Genomic DNA, 18,831 nt, shown 5'->3' with positions numbered 1-18,831 from the left:
TTCTAATTGTCTCATTCAAATATCAGCTGATTTAATATAAATCATAGAAAAAAACCTTGAGAGGCATTTAGCCAATCAAGGTAATAGAAATTTATCTTAATTGTGCTCTAAATGAAAAACTCTGTAATAATAAATTCAATTAGCTGATACTATCACTTTCTTCTATGAATTCTAAAAACGAATCTTGCAGTTCTCCTTCAGTATCAATAGAATCAAGCAGTAATTTAGGTTCAAACGAACAATCTTTTAAAGTTGAACTTCCATCAATTACTCCTAGCATGTTTGAAATAGTATCAATCATGGTTTGTTCAATTATCCTCATTAATATATCTTTATTTTCATCAGTTAAACTCTCTTCATCCGTTTTAGGAGTCACATTCGTAGTTTCATACAAGTTTTTGTATATTTTCAGATTCTCTTTAACTATAGACTCATAAAGTGATTTAACAAAAATCTCATTCATTATCAAGTCCTTCTACTCCTTTAATTATATACTCCAATTCAATTTTGTCCCTGTGTTTGAAACAAACATGAATATTTAAGTATTCATGTTTGTTTAAATAAACCCGAATGTTTCTAACACAGGGACACATTTTTACGTGCTCCGAATTTATCTGAATTTATGAAGTAAATCGTTTTAACTTCTTCTAGGTTTGAAATAAGATCTAAGGTTGTTTCATCCACATCATCCCTATTCTCAAAGTTTTCTTTTATTTTATGAATACAATTGTAAAAAAAACATTTAATTTTTGAATTGAACCCATTACCTATTCTTCCATCTCTAAAATCTTGTTGGCGTATTTTTAAATCTTCCCCGTACTCCATGATGTACTACCTTCATGGGCTATGAATTTCAGTAAAGTATCAATAATGTCGTTCATAACTTAAATATCTTATGTAAAACAAAAACACTTGTTACCTAAAATGCAGTGCAATCAAGTGCTTTATAGTTAGCTATATAAAGTAATTCTGTACTTTTTCTATCTTTAAACCAATGAGCCTGTGTAATTTCATAAATTTTGGAGTTTTTTCTTAAAAAAACTTCATAGATTTAAAATGTCGTATTGGTAAATCATATCTTAGTCATGTAACTTATCTAAAAATCTCTAGAATGTTACTGCAATATAAAATATATATCAATAACTTTAAATACCATTTACCAGGCTTTTATTGTTTAAAGCTTGTATCCGTAAAAATATTTTTTACCCTTTTCCCAGTTTTTCATGGGAAGTCCATTTATATATTCAATCAAATCTTTATAATTGCTTGCACTAATGATAGTGCTAAAATCCCCAGGCGCCTTTTCACCACTCCAAATTGATAATAAAGATGGGATTAACTCCATACTTAATGGTTCTTCATTATTTGCTGCAATCATAACTCTCTGTACTAACTTTTTTGCCAAGTCTCCAGGAAAAGCTAAATTTTCTTGAAAGTAATAATTTCCCGTCTCATGCTTCTCACAATATTTATAATAAAAATCCCCTATTTCATCTACAGTTGCCTCTTCCCCAATTTGTTCTTCAAAGTTAAGGAAAGAACCAATAGAATCTTTAATAATAAGAGATGTATCACTAATTTCATCCCATTCTTCAAGTAATGCTAATAAGTATGGAATTATATGAAGAGAGAGTGATGTAGTGGCTGCTGATGCAAAAGTGTTTATTGTTTCTTCTGTTCCCTCACCAAGAAAGCGAAGATTATTTGATTCCCTTATGTCATCATGCGTTGCGATAACTAAAAATACTCTAATACATAAGTTCAAAACTGCCTCATCTTTAGTATGATTCATTAATTGTATTAATAATGGTGTTTGAGTAAAATCCCCTATTTTATATAATTCTATTAAGTTAAGTATAACTTCCGTTTCTGTAACGGCCTTCAATAAATTTTCTTTGATTTGAGATTGGGAAAGAGTTGGTTTTTCTCCAAACCATATACTGTTCATAAGATTTTGTGATCCATTCATAAATACACCTACTTTCACCCTACGAATTATCTACTTCCATTTTCTCGTTGCAATTTCAAAACTTAATTTTGAAAGGTAGTAACTCTGTATGTTGTGGATTATTACTAAATAAAATAATACTATCTTCATTCTCATGTATTTTTAATACCTTAGCATCCTTTTTACCATAACCCAACTCACGATAAAAATCCAAATCCAAATCATCAATTTGCTCACGGCGATTAGATGACTCTCCTGTTTTCTTTATGTTAGAATTTACATTTTCACCACCAAAAGATAAACCTTGCTTATGATGACCTTTTTCAATTTCTCCTTTTCTCACCTTGCTTGGTAGTCTGCTCTTGCTTCCTTTAGTTCCATATCTTTCACTATTGTAGATTCATCAATCTGTTTTCATTAAATGAGTAATACAGACCACCTGTTTACTCTTTTGTCTGCAATTTGTCCGCATAATTATTTTTTTGTACCGAACTTATTTTACTGGAATGACTTTAACAGTCATGAAAACCTTATTAAATCAGACTTATTTAACTATATTGAATTCAGTTTAACCGGTTATTTAAGGGAACAAATTTGACAAGGTGGGGGTCGCTGGTTCGAGACCAGTCGAGACCATCCTTTGGATAGTACATATAAGAAACCCTGTTGTATCACCGTTTCCTCCTGCACTCCGCTATCGTCTAAATGAGGCAGGGCAACAATATTGCTCATTTGATCCATAATACATACGAAACTAAACAGCCAATCGCCGGTTCAATACCGTCAATTGGCTGCATAATAGGGTGTTTTATGTTTTATTTCGGCCCCAAAAAGGACAGTCAGTGCCGAATAGGTTCTATACTCAGCACCGTACTAGTTGAACCTAATTTTTCCATTAGTTTTTTCGCCTTACCATATGGAAATCTTTCTACTAATATAAATGGAGGGTTTTTTGAACCCTTAAGCAAATCTGCTGTTGAAATTTCAATTCCTAATACGTTCTTTATTTTTATTAAATCTTTTAAGCCTTCATTAGGAGGTTTTACTAACAAAATATTACAAGTATCAGGGATCTCAATACTTGTTTTCTGATCTATTTCATTTAAACAACCACTATTCACCCATTTGTTAAAATCCGAGGTAACTAAATTAGAATGGCTTGGATTCATATCCCCAGAATCAATAACTAATACCTCTTTTTCATCCGCATCTTGAAACATTAGAAAAACATTTCCTCCACCATCGTCACCGATAGCAACAAACCCACTTGCATACTCATCTACTTCCCAAGTTTCATTTCTTTCCACTAGATCTTCCGTACCATAAATAACCAACCCACCACCTATTGAAAAGCCATTTGTATATCTTAATAAATCCTTGTATACATTTGGTAATTCTAATTTCAATAGATTTTCTACTTCTTGGATTTCAATATCACTTGCTGCTGTATTTTTTGCCAAGTCTGAAACCTTGGATAATTTAATCATTTGACAAATCCTCCTAAACTATCAAAATATTTATATGCATCTCCCATTGCTTTACGGGCAGTTTTTGGATCAACTCCTGCCTCAATCATTTCCCTATAGCTCTCATTAAATTCATAACGTATATCTGAATTAAAGCCCTCAGTTTTTCTCCGTTTCCTCTGCATAGAAGAAATTATTGCATGGGATTGGCCCGAGCTTGAAGGGAGAAGTATTGCGGAAGCTTTCTTTTCGTTATAATCAAATCCTCCCTCTCTAGCCCATCTATTCGCCCATTCATTTTGTATTGGATGGTGAGACTGTATTCGATTATCTGAAGCAATATTTTTATTTCCTGTTGCGCGATTAACCCCAGGACTTAAATAGCCATGTTCATCAACATCTCCCTTTAGATATCCCCCTGGCCTTTTAGCATTATCCGTACCCTTAGGAATTTCAAAAAAGTACTTAATAAAAGGATGGCAGTCTATTCAACCACCATCCATATGATTAACTAGCTATAGTTTCAGGTTGATCTGGCATGATATAAGCCGTCTTATTTTTCATCATACAATAGATTATTCTGACTAATCTTCTCATAATGCAAAGAAGGGCTTGAGACTTAGATTTCCCTTCACTTAACTTTTGATTATAGTAAGCGTAAAAGACAGGATTACGAGGAATTTTACTCCCTTTACATACTTGAACTTGTTGGACAGCTAGGTAGTAAAAGATGTCATATAGCTTTCGATTACCTTGTTTCGTTTTCTTCATCGTTTCCTTACCGCCCGAACCCATTTTGATAGGGGCTATTACTGCATATCTTGCAAGTTTATCAGAGTTTACGAACCGATGAATATCACCGATTTCTGCAATTAAAGCGGACGAAGTAACCGTATCAATTCCTGGCATAGTTTCAAGCTGCATACCTAATGTCTGAATAGTTACCTTTAACTCTTTATCCACCTTCTTGATTTCCTGTTTCTTAAAAATAATATCTCGAACTATGCTTTGAATGATAAAATCTCTAGATGTCTGATATTCTCGCTTTATTTCACCATCTGCTTGAACGTGTGATAGTATCTGTTCTGTTCTGCTTTTCTAGTTGAACAGTTATTTACACAAAATGAAATTCATTAAATAGGGCATACAATTTAAAGGTGTTGTACGTACTAAAAAATTTGTTAAATCATCAGATTGGGATTGCAAGGTTTATCTCTATTCTGTAAGTAATAAATAGTTCATTCGTCACTAGGTATCTCTTCAACAAAGAAACCTTGAAAGGCACTTTGCCAATCAAGGTTTCACATAAATTACATTATATCTCAGGTATATCAATCTCTTTGCCTGGAGACTTACTAATTAGAACCTTTTAAAGTTATCTTATTCATAATTTGTAGTAGCAATAAAGTCAAAAGTACCTGTTGAACTAATTTCATTTTTATATTCAAAATTATATATTAAAATTACTGCATTATATGATTTCTTTAGGTTTATACTTTTCTGGATTTTTGGGATGACAATTTCTTCATACGAACAGCCATCTAATAATGCTGAAATATCACTACTACTATTCTTATAGACCGCTTTTTCTATAGTATCCTCATCTGTTTCATCCATATCAATATTAAAATCGATAAAGAATTGGGAAGGGACAGACTCGCCCTCCTCATCATACGTTAAATCAACATACTCTCCTATTGAGTCCTCATCGTTAATATTCCCTAACCAAATTGAAACCCATCCTTGTTTTTCCATTATAGTATCCTCCTACTTTAATCTTAGACCTTGTGGTAAAGACGAAACTCCACCCTCTAATCTTAATTAGCCCAATTATTAAGTCGTCTAACAAATGTATTATAGTCGCTAGAAGTATCTATTATTGCTAACAATTCATTATGTGCTTTAGTTGAGCCTAATCCTCCATGAACACCGTTTGGATTGACAAATTTGACATCGGTTATAGCTGTTCTTAAATCTTTAATCTCTTCAGCACCAATATTCCAATACTTAAATTGTGGAGCCCTTGAAACTAAGTGCCACTCACTCAGTGCGTAAGTCTGGGTAGCATCAAATTCATAAAGTTGCGTTAAAGTATCATCACGTTTTCTTTTAGAACTAATGACTCCCTCCTGCACTCCGCTATTCTAAGTGGGGAAGGCCGACAATATCGCTCACCTGATCCATAATGCTGTTTGCCTCATCCGTCAAGCTAGCGGTGAGATCACCGATAAGTATAAGTCCCTGTTCTTGTCTCCTTCTAGGAATGTTTCGAGTATGTAACCGGAGGAATCAGGGTCCAGTGAATGAAGTGCTGCCTCCATCTGGTTAAGCACTTGTTTAAACTGTTCAGAAAACAACTGGAAAAAATGAAGAAACGGTAAATGACATTCCTGGTAAAAAGAGCAAAAAGAAACCTTGAAAGGTTGTATCCATTCAAGGTTGTAATATTATTTTAAGTATTCCAATATTAAATTTACACTTTTTTCAAATTTACTTGTGTTCTTTTCTTTAATAACAATTAATTGAGAAATAATATATGCTTGAACATCTTTATTCAAGGTAGGTATAATTTCCTTATAAATATTCAACGATGGCTCATGATTTAAGATCCTCTTTTGAAGTATCTTTAACCATTCTTTAGCATGAGGAAGCATTTTAGGAATAGAGTTTGCTAATACTTTTAGAGATGCTTCAGAATCAACAATGTTATCATAAGATTCAATCGCATGAATCAATCCAAACATTACTTCGTCGTTTTCATTTAAATCATCAAACCCTTGACACAATACTTCTATATGACTAACATCTTTCATCTCTAAAATATTTTCTATAGATTTCTCAAATTTTTCTACTTCATTCTCATCTCTTAACAATCGATTATTCTTTAATTCAGTAAGTTCAAATAGAATTTCCAATTGAGTCTACCCCCTGTTATCTATTAAACATATCCGGATATTTCGATTTATTTAATCTTATTACTTCCACTAACCCTGAGCGTATCTCAGAAGTATCGCATCCTGAGCTTCCTCTATTGCCTTACTTCCTTTTACCGCAAGCTTCCCACCCGTACTAACTGAACCTATAATCGGAATCATCGCTGAAAAAGAAAGTGTCGCATTTAATGCATCCCCTCTAGCTGAATAGATAAGACCATTTGCCGCATCTGCAATTTCACCTGCAACTGGTATAAATCCCGCTATATCCAAACCCAACTGTAAAGAATCTAGGAATTTGTTTTCTTTCGGTTTGTCGACTGTAACGGCTTCTTCTTTATATTCAACCTTAGAAACAACTTCGTAGAAAACAGTTTCGTTTACCACATACTCTTTAATGAGTAAACCATTATCATACGCATGATATTTTATATTTTCCGCTACGTTTTCTTCCATAGTCTTCAGTTTCTTTCCTTCCAACGTTTGGAAAGTCGCTGCGGTAATCATCGTACCGATCAACTGTTCCTGTTCTTTTACCCATAAGTCATTTGGATTTAAGTATACCTTCGGAAACAATTCTGTTCTAATGTCGCTTCTAAACGTAAGGACATCCCACTGACTCGGTAAAAAGTTTATATCCTTCACCCCAGCTTGGAACAGTCCTTCCATATCCGTCAACCACTTGTCCATCGTCTGTAAACCTTGTTCAATCGGACTCAGTGCATACGTCTGGGTAGCATCAAATTCATAGAGTTGGTTTAACATATCATCCCGTTTTCTCTTAGAACTAATGACTCCCTCCTGCACTCCACTGTCGTCTAGATGGGGAAGGGCAACAATATCGCTCACTTGATCCATGTTACTATTTGCCTCATCCGTCAAGCTAGCCGTTAGTTCGCCAATAAGTGTAAGTCCCTGCTCTAGCTCCCCATCTAGGAAAGTTTCGAGTATGTAACCGGAGGAATCAGGTTCCAATGAATAAAGTGCTGCCTCCATCTGGTTAAGCACTTGTTTAAACTGTTCAGAAAACAACTGAAAAAAATGAAGAAACGGCAAATGACATTCCTGGTAAAAAGAGCGTATCGCATTTCCTCCCGCTCCCTTTAATTGATCCTCCATCTGGACTAGACCCTCCACCGCCTGGTGAATTGATTTCATTTCACTGCTTAGCCTGTCTAACATAGTTAGGTTGCGGTGTAGCCCATCTTGAAATAAATCTACATCCAATAATTTCATAGGCTTTGCCTCTTCTTAGAAATAAATACTTCCCAATTTTCTTTATTATACAATAATACCCTACAGGTGAACATGCTTCTCCCCCTCTAGCAAACTATTAATAGTTATAATATTCCATTTATACGCGAGGAGGTAAAGGGAGAAGTGATAATATCCAAAAAAATAAACCATCAATTTGTACAGACTTTCCCAAAAAAATGATAAAAAAGAGACAGCAATAATAAGTATTACTAGCCATATTAAAATTCTTTCGAAATGCGTAATATCCTCATGTCCAAACTTAATACCAAAAATTCTTAAATCAATAATTAAAAATGTTATGATACATAAAAGGAAGATGAATAATTGCACAACAAAATTGTCCATATTGAATATAAATGTTAACCCAGCTATAATTCCGATGATTGATAAATATGGACCCCAAGCAACCATGCTCTCTTTTGCTTTTGCATTTGTATTATTCTATGTATCAGAACTTAATAACAGAAAGAAAAATCAAAATTTAGATAATAAAGAGATTCAAAAAAAAGAACTAGAAATTAAATACCAAAAACAAAGGGTTGAACATTTGGAAAAGATTAATTCTATGGAAAGTGAATTTACAAATGTTAATCAAAAAATTAGAAAATTATAAAATTAGAAGAAAATCTAAAAAAACATATGAATAGTAAAACTTCTGAAATTATAAGAAAAACAAAGAAAAATTGTTAGGGAGAAAATATATGAACCAGGTAAAACAGCTAACTTTCTCCCACAATCATGGATCTCACTTTGCTATTCAAATTGATTAATAAAATAGTTCCTCATTTTGGACTTACGCATACTTTTTAGTTTTAAAGTAGTAATATTGGGTTTGGAAAAAGAAGAGCATAAATGAAATTTATTAATAAGATTTATAAGGAGAAGCGAACTCATCAACAACAAATGAGTTTGCTCAAATCTAACTAACTATTTATTGTTTAATTCAACTTAGATAACTAACCTACCACGTATTCTCTGGCACAAATTTAAATTCCTTATTAATACGATTAAAGAAATCAGTCTTTAAACACTCCGTATGGCTTTCTTCCTCGTCACCACTTCTTACTACTCCTATTAGCGACAACTTGTCATGTTTCATAATTAATACTGGTGATCCACGCCTTCACGCATTAGTTTTATTACCCGTACCCTTATCCCCAATATCCGCATCTCCACTTTTGATACTCGTAGGGATATCCGTTTTTGCAGATGACAAATTAAACATAAGGGTATATGGAGTATTCAATTGGGAATGAGTTTTATAAAAGGTATCTAGTTGATATTGAGTTCTGCCCAGTGGACTGTTGACGACATCAAAAAAACCTTGAATAAGCTGTTAGCCATTCAAGGTCAATCTTAGCATCAGTTATATTTGCTGATTTAAAGTACAATATCTTGATAACCTACTTCTTCTACAATTTCGTCTTCAATTTTTATTCCTAAACCATTTTCAATATCCCAAGAGACATCGCAAAGCAAACCCAGTCTTCTTTTTCCATTCTTCCTTACTCTTCTTACAATTAATTCAGTTGGCTTCACTAATCTTTTTAAATCTGAAATAGAATCAATTTTTGGAGCAAAATTGTCTGCTTCTGAATTATTCCCTAACATCTCTCTGTACTCTTCATAGTTCTCAATATAGTAATCATATACTTGCTTTTCTGCCTCATTTATTATATTTTTCATATCTTGAATAAAATTAAGAAATGCTTCTCTTTGTACATTTGAAAAATCAGCACTTTCTTGTGCATCAACGCTTAATATTATTTCTTTTTCCAAATCGAACATTCTAATAGTTGTTTTTCCTCTCCAAAAGTCGTTTTTATATTCAAGTTTTCCAAATAAATCATCATTAATAATTGTCATTTCTTATTACTCTCCTAACTTAACTTTTATATTATATTCGCCAACTCCACCCAAATGTTTAAAAACACTATTGATTTTACTTGGTACCAATTGTATTGTTTCCAAGTCATTAAGTTCGTGCCAAGTATATTTATTATCTTCTCGCCAATCAGCTATATCTTCTGTTGTCCATTTTTGATCTGGTGTACTCCACTTTTTCGCCAATTCTTCATTAGCAATCGAAAAATTTGATTTTCTATCATTAGTCATGTTTTCTAATTTAATTTCACCTTTGGAAAATGAAGAGAAGTCTGGCATTCCGTTTTTGTACTCAAATCAGTCAACACCAGCCTCATCAAGATATTTTTTAATTTCTCCGGTCTTATCAGAGATAAATAACGATTCTGCTCGTTCGCTACTCCATTCACCTTTATTAACGGGTGTAGTTTTTACCCTTTGCTCATAAGAACTATATTTAGGCGCCACGTCAAAACCTCTAGTATAGTCTATCTGCCTTACCGTACCCTTAGCCCCTACATCCACATTCTTTATTTCAGTCTTAGCATCTCCACTTTTGATACTCTTAGGAATATCCGTTTTTGCAGGTGGCAAATTAAACATAAGGGCATTTGACGTATTCAATTGGGAATGAGTTTTATAAAAGGTATCTAGTTGATTTTGAGTTTTGCCTAGTGGACTGTTGTCAACATCTTGATAAACTGGCTAATAGGTGGACTCTAATTTTTCCGTAGTCAAAACATTTCTTGATTGATATAAATCGCTTCCTTTTACGAATTTTTCCACCCGTACTTGCCCAGCCTGCAAAGGGAATTATCGCAGAAAAAGATAGTCCAGTATTTAAAGCATCCCTCTTGCCGCATAGATAACACCATTTACGCCATCTGATACCACACCAACAACAGGTATGAGCCCGGCTAAATCTAATGCAAACTGACGATCTCCATATTTCCATATTCACACGAAACTAAACAGCCAATCGTCGGTTCAATACCGTCAATTGGCTGCATAATAGGGTGTTTTATTAGGATAGTCAGTTCACAGCCTAATGTAAAGACTTAAATGACTAGCTAGTGATACAATTTCATCATCAAGGTTAGGAAGAGCAATAGTACTATCCAATCCATGACTACCAATTAATTTGAAATTAAAACTAATTAAAGATCGTCAAACTTCTTTACCAGTTAAATTATCAACAAATCTTATTTTTCCATTTTCAGAAACTAATTGTAAGTCACTACCTATTGGTAGTTCGTATATTCCCCAAATGGCCGGTTCTATATTTGCTACTGTATTAAAATCACAAACTACTAAATTATCAGGATTATTAATGTATTCATCATCATCATTTTCTGAAAAAAATCTCCAACCATTATCCACTGCATCTATAGATTTCTCTCTCAATATCCATTTCAACTTTCCTGTTTCATTTATTATATTTTTTGAAACAATACATGCCCCAGCTTTTTTAATAAATTCAATAGGTTCTTTTTGATTCATACCTTTCAACCCTTTCAATAAAACTTGATCTATATGGGAATTTTCTAGCGTATTCAATAGCTGAAAATCCTGTATTATCTTTAGAATTAAAATCTAAATTTGGTTGAGAAAAATACAAATTATATAACTTTTCTAATTCTTCGTCTGATTTATTCATTCGAATTATATAAATTAATGCAACTTGCCCCTTTCCATCTTTCTCATTTATATTAACACCATTTTCGATAAATCTTTTACATAATCTATAAGTTTCCTCAATATCATTTTTTCGTTGCCCTAATAAAACATGTAGCACGGTCTCACCTTCATCATTTTTACATAAGACATCAATATTTTTATCTAATAAAAAATTACTGATTTCATAGCGTGAAGGTAAGTCAGTATTTGACAACGAAAAAAATATCAAACTTTTCCCATCAAATACGTTTTTTTCATCACCATCTTTGTATACTTTCATAAATTCACTCGTATTTTTTAATTTTGCAATTAAATCTACTTTTATTGTCAACACCCCTGTTAATTATTCTATTTTATGACTCCTATTAGTACTCGGTAATTCTGGACGATAGTTATCAGGATTATTATACCAATCCCGTAATTCTTTTGGTGTTAACTCACCATTTAAATATCTCTTATGCATATCGGAATATTTATGTTCTGGAAGATGTCCCATGTCCCAAACATTTTTTCTAGGTTGACCAGGTTCCCATTCAATTATTTTTTCTGGATAGAGTGGATCTCGCACCAATCCATCTGGACCTTTTGCATTCTCAAAAGTTACTTCGGGTACTCTCTTTCTAAATGATGGTCTACTTTTAGGATCTTGATAAGGTCTATTATCAATAACCTCTGAAATGACTCCTTCACCTTTAATAGTAACAGATCCGTCTTTGTTTATAATTTTTTGAGCATCAACTTTATCCGTACCCTTAGCTCCAATATCCGCATCTCCACTTTTGATGGTCGTAGGGATATCAGTTTTTACAGGTGGCAAATTAAACATAAGGGCATTTGGCGTATTCAATTCGGAATGAGTTTTATATAAGGTATCTAGTTGATTTTGAGTTTTGCCCAGTGGACTGTTGACGACATCCTGGTAAATTGGCGAATAGATGGACTCCACCTTCTCCGTACTCAAAACATTTCTTGATGAATATAAATCGCTTCCTTTATTTACGAATTTTCCAGCCGTACTCGCCCAGCCTGCAAAGGGAATCATCGCCGAAAAAGAAAGTCCCGCATTTAATGCATCCCCTCTGGCTGAATAGATAACACCATTTATGCCATCTGCTATTTCACCAACACCAGGTATAAGCCCTGCAATATCTAATACAAACTGAAAAGAATCTAGTAATTTGTTTTCTTTCGGTTTGTCGACTATAACCTCTTCTTTATATTCAACTTTGGAAACAACTTCATAGAAAACTGTTTGCCCTACAACATACTCTTTAATGAGTAAACCATTATCATACGCATGATATTTTATATTTTCCGCTACGTTTTCTTCAATAGTCTTCAGTTTCTTTCCTTCCAACGTTTGGAAAGTCGCTGCAGTAATCATCGTACCGATTAGTTGCTCCTGTTCTTTTACCCATAAGTCACTTGGATTTAAGTATACTTTTGAGAACAGCTCTGTTCTAATATCATTTCTAAACGTAAGGACATCCCACTGACTCGGCAAAAAGTTTATATCCTTCACCCCAGCTTGGAACAGTCCTTCCATATCCGTCAGCCATGTGTCCATTGACTGCAAACCTTGTTCAATGGGGTTCAGTGCGTATGTCTGGGTAGCATCAAATTCATAAAGTTGCGTTAAGGTATCATCACGTTTTCTTTTAGAACTAATGACTCCCTCCTGCACTCCGCTATCGTCTAAATGGGGCAGGGCTACAATATCACTCACTTGATCCATGATACTGTTTGCCTCATCCGTTAAGCTAGCAGTGAGTTCGCCAATAAGCGTAAGTCCCTGTTCTAGCTCTCCGTCAAGGAAAGTTTCGAGTATGTAACCGGAGGAATCAGGTTCCAGTGAATGAAGTGCTGCCTCCATCTGGTTAAGCACTTGTTTAAACTGTTCAGAAAAACAACTGAAAAAAATGAAGAAACGGTAAATGACATTCCTGGTAAAAAGAGCGGATGGCATTACCTCCTGCTCCCTTTAATTGATCCTCCATCTGAACTAGACCCTCCACCGCCTGGTGGATTGATTTCATTTCACTGCTTAGCCTGTCTAACATAGTTAGGTTGCGCTGTAACCCATCTTGAAATATATCTACATCCAATATTTTCATAGGCTTTGCCTCATCGAGCATATAGAAATAGCCACTTCAAAATATTCTTTATTATACAATAATACCCCACAGATGAACATGCTTCTCCCCCTCCAGCAAACTATTAATAGTTATAATATTCCATTTATACGTGAGAAGGTAAAGGGAGAAGTGATAATATCCAAAAAAATAAACCATACGAATTAATAAACAAAAAATAGAACGTGACTCTTTCACTACCAGATAAAGAAAATAGTAGTTAAATAGATAGTAATGAATATGTAGTTTGATTTTATCTTTACTGAGAGAACTTGCTAATATGTAAGTAAATGTTGTTATTTAAAAAGCTGGAGTCTAAAGAATGTTGCTAATACACTCATCCACTGGTAGTTTTTATCGCTACTTGCCAATAACAATTAGCCTTTCATTTTCATCGATTTAAACCCTGGTGAATTAGAGTATGTACATACCTGGATAATGAAGGAAAAATGTGGACGTAAGTATCTAAAAAATGCGCGCACAGTTGAATATGTACGTGCACCTGGACTATTTCCTACAATTTCAGTAATAGCTAATCCTTCATGAGTTAATTTCAGAATTGCTCTTGCTCTTATTAGGTATGCCTCTATGATTTTCCAAATTGAATCCCCACTTAAGCTAAAACTACTAATTCTTCCACAGATTTAGAAGAATACTCTGTTTTTATACTATTTAGAGTTTCTTCTCCATCATGATGTCTTCCTAAAATAAGCGTAAGCTTTCTAACCACTTTAATATTATCCATGAGTCCATCTACCCTTCAACGATTACAAGATATTTTTTGATTTCTCCTTCAGATTCAACAATTAAAATATCTCCTCTTTCTTTGGCAGAAAAAATCTTTGCACCAACAGGAAGTTTATTCGACATCTCATCTTTAAAATTTGTATTTGCATCATTTTTTGTTTTTATTTCACCGATTTGAACATCTTTTGTTAAAGACAATTCTTCAACCCAATCAATATTAGTTTTGTAGATAACTCCATCATATTGAAAAATATCAGCATTAGAATCCAATTTTAAAATCTCTTCAGCATCAATACTATCAATTGTTACAGTGGTTACTTCCCCATCATTCGAACATCCACTAATCATTAAAAATATTAATGCAATCAGTACATAAAATAATTTTTGAACCAATGTAACACCCCCTGTATATATAGTCGGTAATACTCTATCTTAAGTTTCATCTTCAGTATCATTTGAATAACCGTGTAATGCAACTTCCTTTAGGTCACTCGGTTATCTCCCTCATACGATTAAAGTAACTGATAGTTGGACGAATGCAACGCCCTCATTTTATTCAACGTGAAACATATCTTCTATATCTTTGCTTGCCTTGGGTAAATCCATTCCTTTTTTCCAAATCAATATATTATCTTCTGGAGTTCCGTAATACAACGCCTTTATCTCCGCACCCTCACGATTCATTTCTTGACCTTCGATATTAAAAATATCATACCCCTTCACCATAGAATATGGCGGCTGTGCCCTGCTCTTAATTATTGGTCGTAATGGAGTTAAGTAAAAGTTCCCTTTTTCATCCATATCATATTTTATTCTATATATACTATAACCATCTGTTATATCATTTTCATAAACGATACTTCCGTTTTCCAACTTACTTACGTTCTTTATCTCTACCATTTCGATTGGAACGTTTGTTATGTGCCAATGAAACAAACCGTAATATCCTAATGTGATAAACGATAACAATAATGCACTAATTATTCCCCCTTTAATAAATGATTTGGTTTTTGAACGGTTCCAGAAAGATGAAATACCTTTAATAGCACTGCCATCATTCTTATTTCTCTCCATTTCTTCTTTTGGTAATATAAAATCAGCTTTTATTCTATATAGTTCCTCTTTGCAACTCTCACATTCAACAAGGTGTTCTTCTACTATTCTTTTGCTATCATCACTACACACATTGTCATAATATAATGGAAGCAAATCTTGAACTATTTCACATGATACTTTACTCATTTCCTATTCCTCCTTTAGCAAATCTTGAATTTTACGTTTGGCTCGGTGAAACGTGACTCTCGCCCAACTTTCCGTTCTCTCAAAGAGTTCACTTATTTGTTTGAAGGAAAGTTCACCAAATACTCTTAACGTAAAAACTTCTTTATAAGGCTCTTCTAAGTGACGTAATACCTTGTGAATACGGAAAATTTCTTCCTTATTTAGTATGATTTCTTCAATACTACTTACACTTACTTCAGGTATATCGTCAGTATCAAAACGCTTTTGTTTATTGAGATAGGTAAAGTATGTATTCTTAGCTATTTGACAAAGCCATACATTAAGTTTGCACTTCCCGCTAAATTTATCAATATTTTTTAATGCCTTAAAAAATGTTTCTTGTGTAATTTCTTCAGCTATCTTTTCGTTGCGACTTAACAACAGTACAAACGAGTAGACATCCCTAAAGTATTGATTGTAAATCCTCTCAAATTCAGGCACATTTCTACCTCCTTTCATAAATAAGACTAAGTTATGAGGAATTCGTTACAAAAAATAATAAAAAATTGGCAGACGTGTAAGTCTGCCATTAAGTCATGTTTTATTTATTCATAGAAGTCCTTTTATCTGTTAAGGTTTCTGAAACAAGCACCCCTTAGATTTATTGTTTATGATTGGTTTTCTAACTTTACTTTAATTGGTTTAATTACATTTTGCATCTAATCATTCCCTATACGATTTAACGCTTTATATGTCAGAAAGACAAGCACTTTAATAGAATTATTGTTAATAAAATAAATCACCTTCCATTAATCAGGTTGGTGGTTTTTAGCTTCTGCAGCCTCAACTCTATTTATATTTTTACTTCCAAGTGATAATAATTCGTTCCTATTCATTCGTGACATTTCATCTAATGCACCAAGTATTAATTCTGGAGGATGCTCATCCATTAATTGGTTAAATAGTTCCTCGGTTCTATCCAATACTTTCACAACCTTAATCTATTATGGTTACATCTACTATTTCATCTAATTTTAATTGTAGCAAAGAAAATGGGTCTTCTAGTTCAATAACTCTTCTTCGTAAATCCACACTTTCTACAATTCCTCTATTGTAAAAGAATGCTCCATCTCTCCACAATTTAACTTTAGTATCCGCTTTGCTTTTAATGGCCATATCTAAAGTATGTTGAATTGCATCATAATCCCATTCATCTAATTCAGGGATAGGTTCTCTTTTAATCTCTTTACCGTATTCTCTAAGTAAAGAAACGTGTTCGGGAAGCATCATAGCTACCCATTTTTTATTCCCTCTATCTTGAACCTTGGATAAATCAAAAACTGGTTCGTAAAATTCAACGTTCATATAACTTCACGCTCCTTTTGTGTGAAGGGAACAAATGCTAGTACATTATTTACTTTAAAAGTCCTTTTAGTATTTCGTAAAAAACAAAAAGCTTTAAATGTATTACTTTCCACACTTAATACCTTTACTCTTCGCTTGCTAATTTCACCGTTATTATTCATATAAATCATTTCAGATATTTGATCAAACTGCAACGACTTCAAAATATTTATACGCACATTCGTTCCCCCTCTTGTTTTTTAGTATACGAACAATAGTTCTATTTTACAACTAGTAATTTTTGGGGAAATAAAAAAGCGACCATCTCAATGAATGAGAAGGCGCTTTTAAAGAAGGAAGTACAAAAAGAAAAGTTCTCTTAACTAACACTTTTCCTGAAAGAAGACATATCATTATATCCATGTCTAAAAAGTGTTATTGGCTAAGCTAACTCTCTCGTAATTTTCCTTTTTTAGTAACTCATAAAACTAGCTCCCACAATAACAAGTAAGATAAACAATACTACAATCAATACGAAGCTAGATCCGTTATTAGAATTATCGCCGTAGCAGTCTCCTCCATTATAACCAGACATCTTATCCTCCTCCTTTCTAATTAATATTTATAGATTATGCAAAGATTGTTGAGCGACTAAGGTAATCCACCTTGTCATTAAGAATTATATTTGTTTCTTTCTTTGGTTCCTTTAAACAAAACATCTAACAAAAAAAACCCGCTCAAATTAATAAGCAGGGTTAAATAAAACTGTACTATTACTTTCTTTCATAGTGTATGTTCCTTTAGGTGTTGCTTTCTATCCAATCACAAATGTGTGTTCCTAGGTCTCTAATACTCTTTCCTATACGATAAATGCAAAGTATAAAAGGAATAATAAACAAAGAACATACATAATTGGATGAATTTCTTTATAACGCTTTTGTGCTACTAAACAAATTGGATAAAGAATAAAACCTAATCCAATACCGATTGCAACACTAGAAGTTAGAGGCATCATAATAATTGTCAAAAATGATGGAATGACAATTTCTAACTTCGTCCAATCAATCTTACGGATTTCCATTGCCATTAAGGCACCTACAATAATTAATGCAGCTGATGTAACTTCCACCGAAATAACGTTAACAAGTGGGGAGAAGAATAAAGCAACTACAAAACAAGCCGCTATAACGACAGAAGTAAAGCCAGTTTTTCCTCCGACAGCAATACCAGCAGAAGATTCAACGCTTGTAGCAGGAGTTGAGGTACCTAAAATAGCACCAATTACACCAGCAGCAGAATCAGCAAGTAATCCTTTACCGATATTCGGAATCTTATTACCTTTCATCATTCCTGCTTGGCTCGTTAATCCAATTAATGCACCAGCTGTATCAAAGAAGGCAACGATTAAGAAGGTGAAAATAACTGTCAGTGTTTGTACATTAAAGATTTCATCTAAATGGCCAAACACAACACCAAATGTTGGTTCTAGGCTTGGGATACTTCCAATAATCGATGAAGGAACTTCGATTAAACCGAAAATCATACCAATACCCGTTGTAATAACCATTGCGTAGAAAATACCGCCATTAATCCCACGTACTAACATAATGATTGTAATAATAAGACCAATAATAGCTAATAAGGTCATCGGTGAAGTTAAATCACCAATCGAAACAAATGTATCCGCATTGCCGATAATGATTCCACCATTTTTTAAACCGATAAATGTGATGAAAAATCCAATACCAGAAGCGATAGCGTATTTTAAATCGATTGGAATGATATTAATAATTTTCTCACGAATTTTCATTAAACTTAATAGCATAAAAATGATTCCGGCAACAAAAACGCCCGTTAAAGTAACTTGCCAGTCAATACCCATTCCAATACATACCGAAAAAGTAAAGAATGAATTTAATCCCATACTAGGTGCAATGGCGATTGGGAAGTTCGCAAGTAAGCCCATCAGAAGTGTACCGATGATTGCAGTAAGAGCAGTTGCAGTAAATACAGCACCATGATCCATACCAGATTGGCTTAGGATAATTGGATTCACGACTAAAATATAGGCAATAGATAAGAAAGTTGTGATACCGGCAAGTGTTTCCGTTTTATAGGAAGTACCCCGTTCTGCAAATTTAAAAAAGTTTTTCATGTTGTAATCTCCTATTTGCAAGATTGAAGGTAATGATCCTAGGTTCGTGTTACAACCTATTCATTTTACTTTCTCTGGATAGCAAAAA

24 protein-coding genes and 3 pseudogenes are annotated in these 18,831 nt (G+C 33.6%); 1 reads left to right on the top strand and 26 read right to left on the bottom strand.

The window, feature by feature from the left end:
• Positions 1–139: 139 nt before the first annotated feature.
• The 11 genes and pseudogenes from MHI47_RS06685 to MHI47_RS06640 all read right to left on the bottom strand — a co-directional run bounded on the left by MHI47_RS06685 (position 140) and on the right by MHI47_RS06640 (position 7,583).
• Entirely contained in the window at positions 140–463 is a 324-nt protein-coding gene (locus tag MHI47_RS06685; protein WP_340768845.1) for a transposase, read from the bottom strand.
• A 711-nt stretch (positions 464–1,174) separates the two neighbouring features.
• Positions 1,175–1,969: an Imm47 family immunity protein gene (imm47, locus tag MHI47_RS06680; protein ID WP_340832012.1), complete on the bottom strand. Its 795-nt coding sequence runs from the start codon at positions 1,967–1,969 to the stop codon at positions 1,175–1,177.
• Between the two features lie 55 nt (positions 1,970–2,024).
• On the bottom strand, positions 2,025–2,291 hold the full coding sequence (locus tag MHI47_RS06675) for a hypothetical protein (protein WP_340768843.1): 267 nt from the start codon (positions 2,289–2,291) through the stop codon (positions 2,025–2,027).
• A gap of 496 nt (positions 2,292–2,787) precedes the next feature.
• Positions 2,788–3,435, bottom strand: a complete 648-nt coding sequence (locus MHI47_RS06670) for an SMI1/KNR4 family protein (protein WP_340768842.1) — start codon at positions 3,433–3,435, stop codon at positions 2,788–2,790.
• Positions 3,432–3,719 (bottom strand): hypothetical protein, encoded by a 288-nt coding sequence (locus MHI47_RS06665; protein ID WP_340771358.1) that lies wholly within the window; start codon positions 3,717–3,719, stop codon positions 3,432–3,434. Before MHI47_RS06665 ends, MHI47_RS06670 begins: the two co-directional genes overlap by 4 nt.
• A gap of 202 nt (positions 3,720–3,921) precedes the next feature.
• Positions 3,922–4,506: pseudogene (locus MHI47_RS06660) on the bottom strand (transposase); the annotation flags it as partial.
• Between the two features lie 288 nt (positions 4,507–4,794).
• Positions 4,795–5,169: an immunity 22 family protein gene (locus tag MHI47_RS06655; protein WP_340768841.1), complete on the bottom strand. Its 375-nt coding sequence runs from the start codon at positions 5,167–5,169 to the stop codon at positions 4,795–4,797.
• A 12-nt stretch (positions 5,170–5,181) separates the two neighbouring features.
• Positions 5,182–5,462: pseudogene (locus MHI47_RS06650) on the bottom strand (T7SS effector LXG polymorphic toxin); the annotation flags it as partial.
• Between the two features lie 156 nt (positions 5,463–5,618).
• Positions 5,619–5,843, bottom strand: coding sequence for a T7SS effector LXG polymorphic toxin (locus MHI47_RS20190; RefSeq protein WP_350474549.1), 225 nt, complete (start codon positions 5,841–5,843; stop codon positions 5,619–5,621).
• An 18-nt stretch (positions 5,844–5,861) separates the two neighbouring features.
• On the bottom strand, positions 5,862–6,329 hold the full coding sequence (locus tag MHI47_RS06645; protein ID WP_340768840.1) for an Imm30 family immunity protein: 468 nt from the start codon (positions 6,327–6,329) through the stop codon (positions 5,862–5,864).
• 69 nt (positions 6,330–6,398) lie between these two features.
• The gene (locus MHI47_RS06640; protein WP_340830112.1) at positions 6,399–7,583 is read right to left on the bottom strand and encodes a T7SS effector LXG polymorphic toxin; all 1,185 of its coding nucleotides are present in this window, start codon (positions 7,581–7,583) and stop codon (positions 6,399–6,401) included.
• Between the two features lie 337 nt (positions 7,584–7,920).
• Between MHI47_RS06640 and MHI47_RS06635 the strand changes: the two genes are divergently transcribed.
• A complete protein-coding gene (locus MHI47_RS06635) occupies positions 7,921–8,217 on the top strand; it encodes a hypothetical protein (protein WP_340768838.1) in 297 nt (98 codons plus the stop codon).
• A gap of 767 nt (positions 8,218–8,984) precedes the next feature.
• Here MHI47_RS06635 and MHI47_RS06630 read toward each other — a convergent pair.
• The 15 genes and pseudogenes from MHI47_RS06630 to MHI47_RS06560 form a co-directional block, all read right to left on the bottom strand.
• Positions 8,985–9,470, bottom strand: a complete 486-nt coding sequence (locus MHI47_RS06630; RefSeq protein WP_340768837.1) for a DUF6985 domain-containing protein — start codon at positions 9,468–9,470, stop codon at positions 8,985–8,987.
• Between the two features lie 6 nt (positions 9,471–9,476).
• Positions 9,477–9,770 (bottom strand): annotated as a pseudogene (locus MHI47_RS06625) (HNH endonuclease); the annotation flags it as partial.
• 15 nt (positions 9,771–9,785) lie between these two features.
• The gene (locus MHI47_RS06620; protein WP_340768835.1) at positions 9,786–10,070 is read right to left on the bottom strand and encodes a hypothetical protein; all 285 of its coding nucleotides are present in this window, start codon (positions 10,068–10,070) and stop codon (positions 9,786–9,788) included.
• Positions 10,071–10,634: 564 nt separating this feature from the next.
• Positions 10,635–10,967 carry a DUF2185 domain-containing protein gene (locus MHI47_RS06615; protein WP_340830110.1) on the bottom strand — a complete coding sequence of 111 codons (333 nt, stop codon included), beginning with the start codon at positions 10,965–10,967 and terminating at the stop codon, positions 10,635–10,637.
• On the bottom strand, positions 10,945–11,478 hold the full coding sequence (locus MHI47_RS06610) for an ankyrin repeat domain-containing protein (protein ID WP_340768833.1): 534 nt from the start codon (positions 11,476–11,478) through the stop codon (positions 10,945–10,947). Before MHI47_RS06610 ends, MHI47_RS06615 begins: the two co-directional genes overlap by 23 nt.
• A 9-nt stretch (positions 11,479–11,487) precedes the next feature.
• Complete coding sequence (locus MHI47_RS06605) at positions 11,488–13,017, bottom strand: T7SS effector LXG polymorphic toxin (protein ID WP_340830108.1); 1,530 nt, start codon at positions 13,015–13,017, stop codon at positions 11,488–11,490.
• A gap of 25 nt (positions 13,018–13,042) precedes the next feature.
• Entirely contained in the window at positions 13,043–13,258 is a 216-nt protein-coding gene (locus tag MHI47_RS06600) for a T7SS effector LXG polymorphic toxin (protein WP_340830107.1), read from the bottom strand.
• A 771-nt stretch (positions 13,259–14,029) separates the two neighbouring features.
• Positions 14,030–14,416 (bottom strand): hypothetical protein, encoded by a 387-nt coding sequence (locus MHI47_RS06595; protein WP_340768831.1) that lies wholly within the window; start codon positions 14,414–14,416, stop codon positions 14,030–14,032.
• 159 nt (positions 14,417–14,575) lie between these two features.
• On the bottom strand, positions 14,576–15,265 hold the full coding sequence (locus MHI47_RS06590; protein WP_340830106.1) for a zf-HC2 domain-containing protein: 690 nt from the start codon (positions 15,263–15,265) through the stop codon (positions 14,576–14,578).
• Between the two features lie 3 nt (positions 15,266–15,268).
• A complete protein-coding gene (locus tag MHI47_RS06585) occupies positions 15,269–15,745 on the bottom strand; it encodes an RNA polymerase sigma factor (protein WP_340768828.1) in 477 nt (158 codons plus the stop codon).
• A gap of 308 nt (positions 15,746–16,053) precedes the next feature.
• The gene (locus MHI47_RS06580; RefSeq protein WP_340768827.1) at positions 16,054–16,227 is read right to left on the bottom strand and encodes a hypothetical protein; all 174 of its coding nucleotides are present in this window, start codon (positions 16,225–16,227) and stop codon (positions 16,054–16,056) included.
• Positions 16,228–16,240: 13 nt separating this feature from the next.
• Positions 16,241–16,609 (bottom strand): YolD-like family protein, encoded by a 369-nt coding sequence (locus tag MHI47_RS06575; RefSeq protein ID WP_340768826.1) that lies wholly within the window; start codon positions 16,607–16,609, stop codon positions 16,241–16,243.
• Complete coding sequence (locus MHI47_RS06570; RefSeq protein WP_340830105.1) at positions 16,606–16,827, bottom strand: transcriptional regulator; 222 nt, start codon at positions 16,825–16,827, stop codon at positions 16,606–16,608. Before MHI47_RS06570 ends, MHI47_RS06575 begins: the two co-directional genes overlap by 4 nt.
• 233 nt (positions 16,828–17,060) lie before the next feature.
• On the bottom strand, positions 17,061–17,183 hold the full coding sequence (locus tag MHI47_RS06565; protein ID WP_340768824.1) for a YjcZ family sporulation protein: 123 nt from the start codon (positions 17,181–17,183) through the stop codon (positions 17,061–17,063).
• A 264-nt stretch (positions 17,184–17,447) separates the two neighbouring features.
• On the bottom strand, positions 17,448–18,743 hold the full coding sequence (locus MHI47_RS06560) for an NCS2 family permease (RefSeq protein WP_340768823.1): 1,296 nt from the start codon (positions 18,741–18,743) through the stop codon (positions 17,448–17,450).
• Between the last annotated feature and the right edge of the window lie 88 nt (positions 18,744–18,831).

This window comes from Psychrobacillus sp. FSL H8-0487 (assembly GCF_038008385.1).
In the GTDB taxonomy this organism is placed as follows: domain Bacteria; phylum Bacillota; class Bacilli; order Bacillales_A; family Planococcaceae; genus Psychrobacillus; species Psychrobacillus psychrotolerans.
The sequence above is the reverse complement of the archived record's forward strand: the minus strand, read 5'-3'. Positions and strand labels throughout refer to the sequence as shown.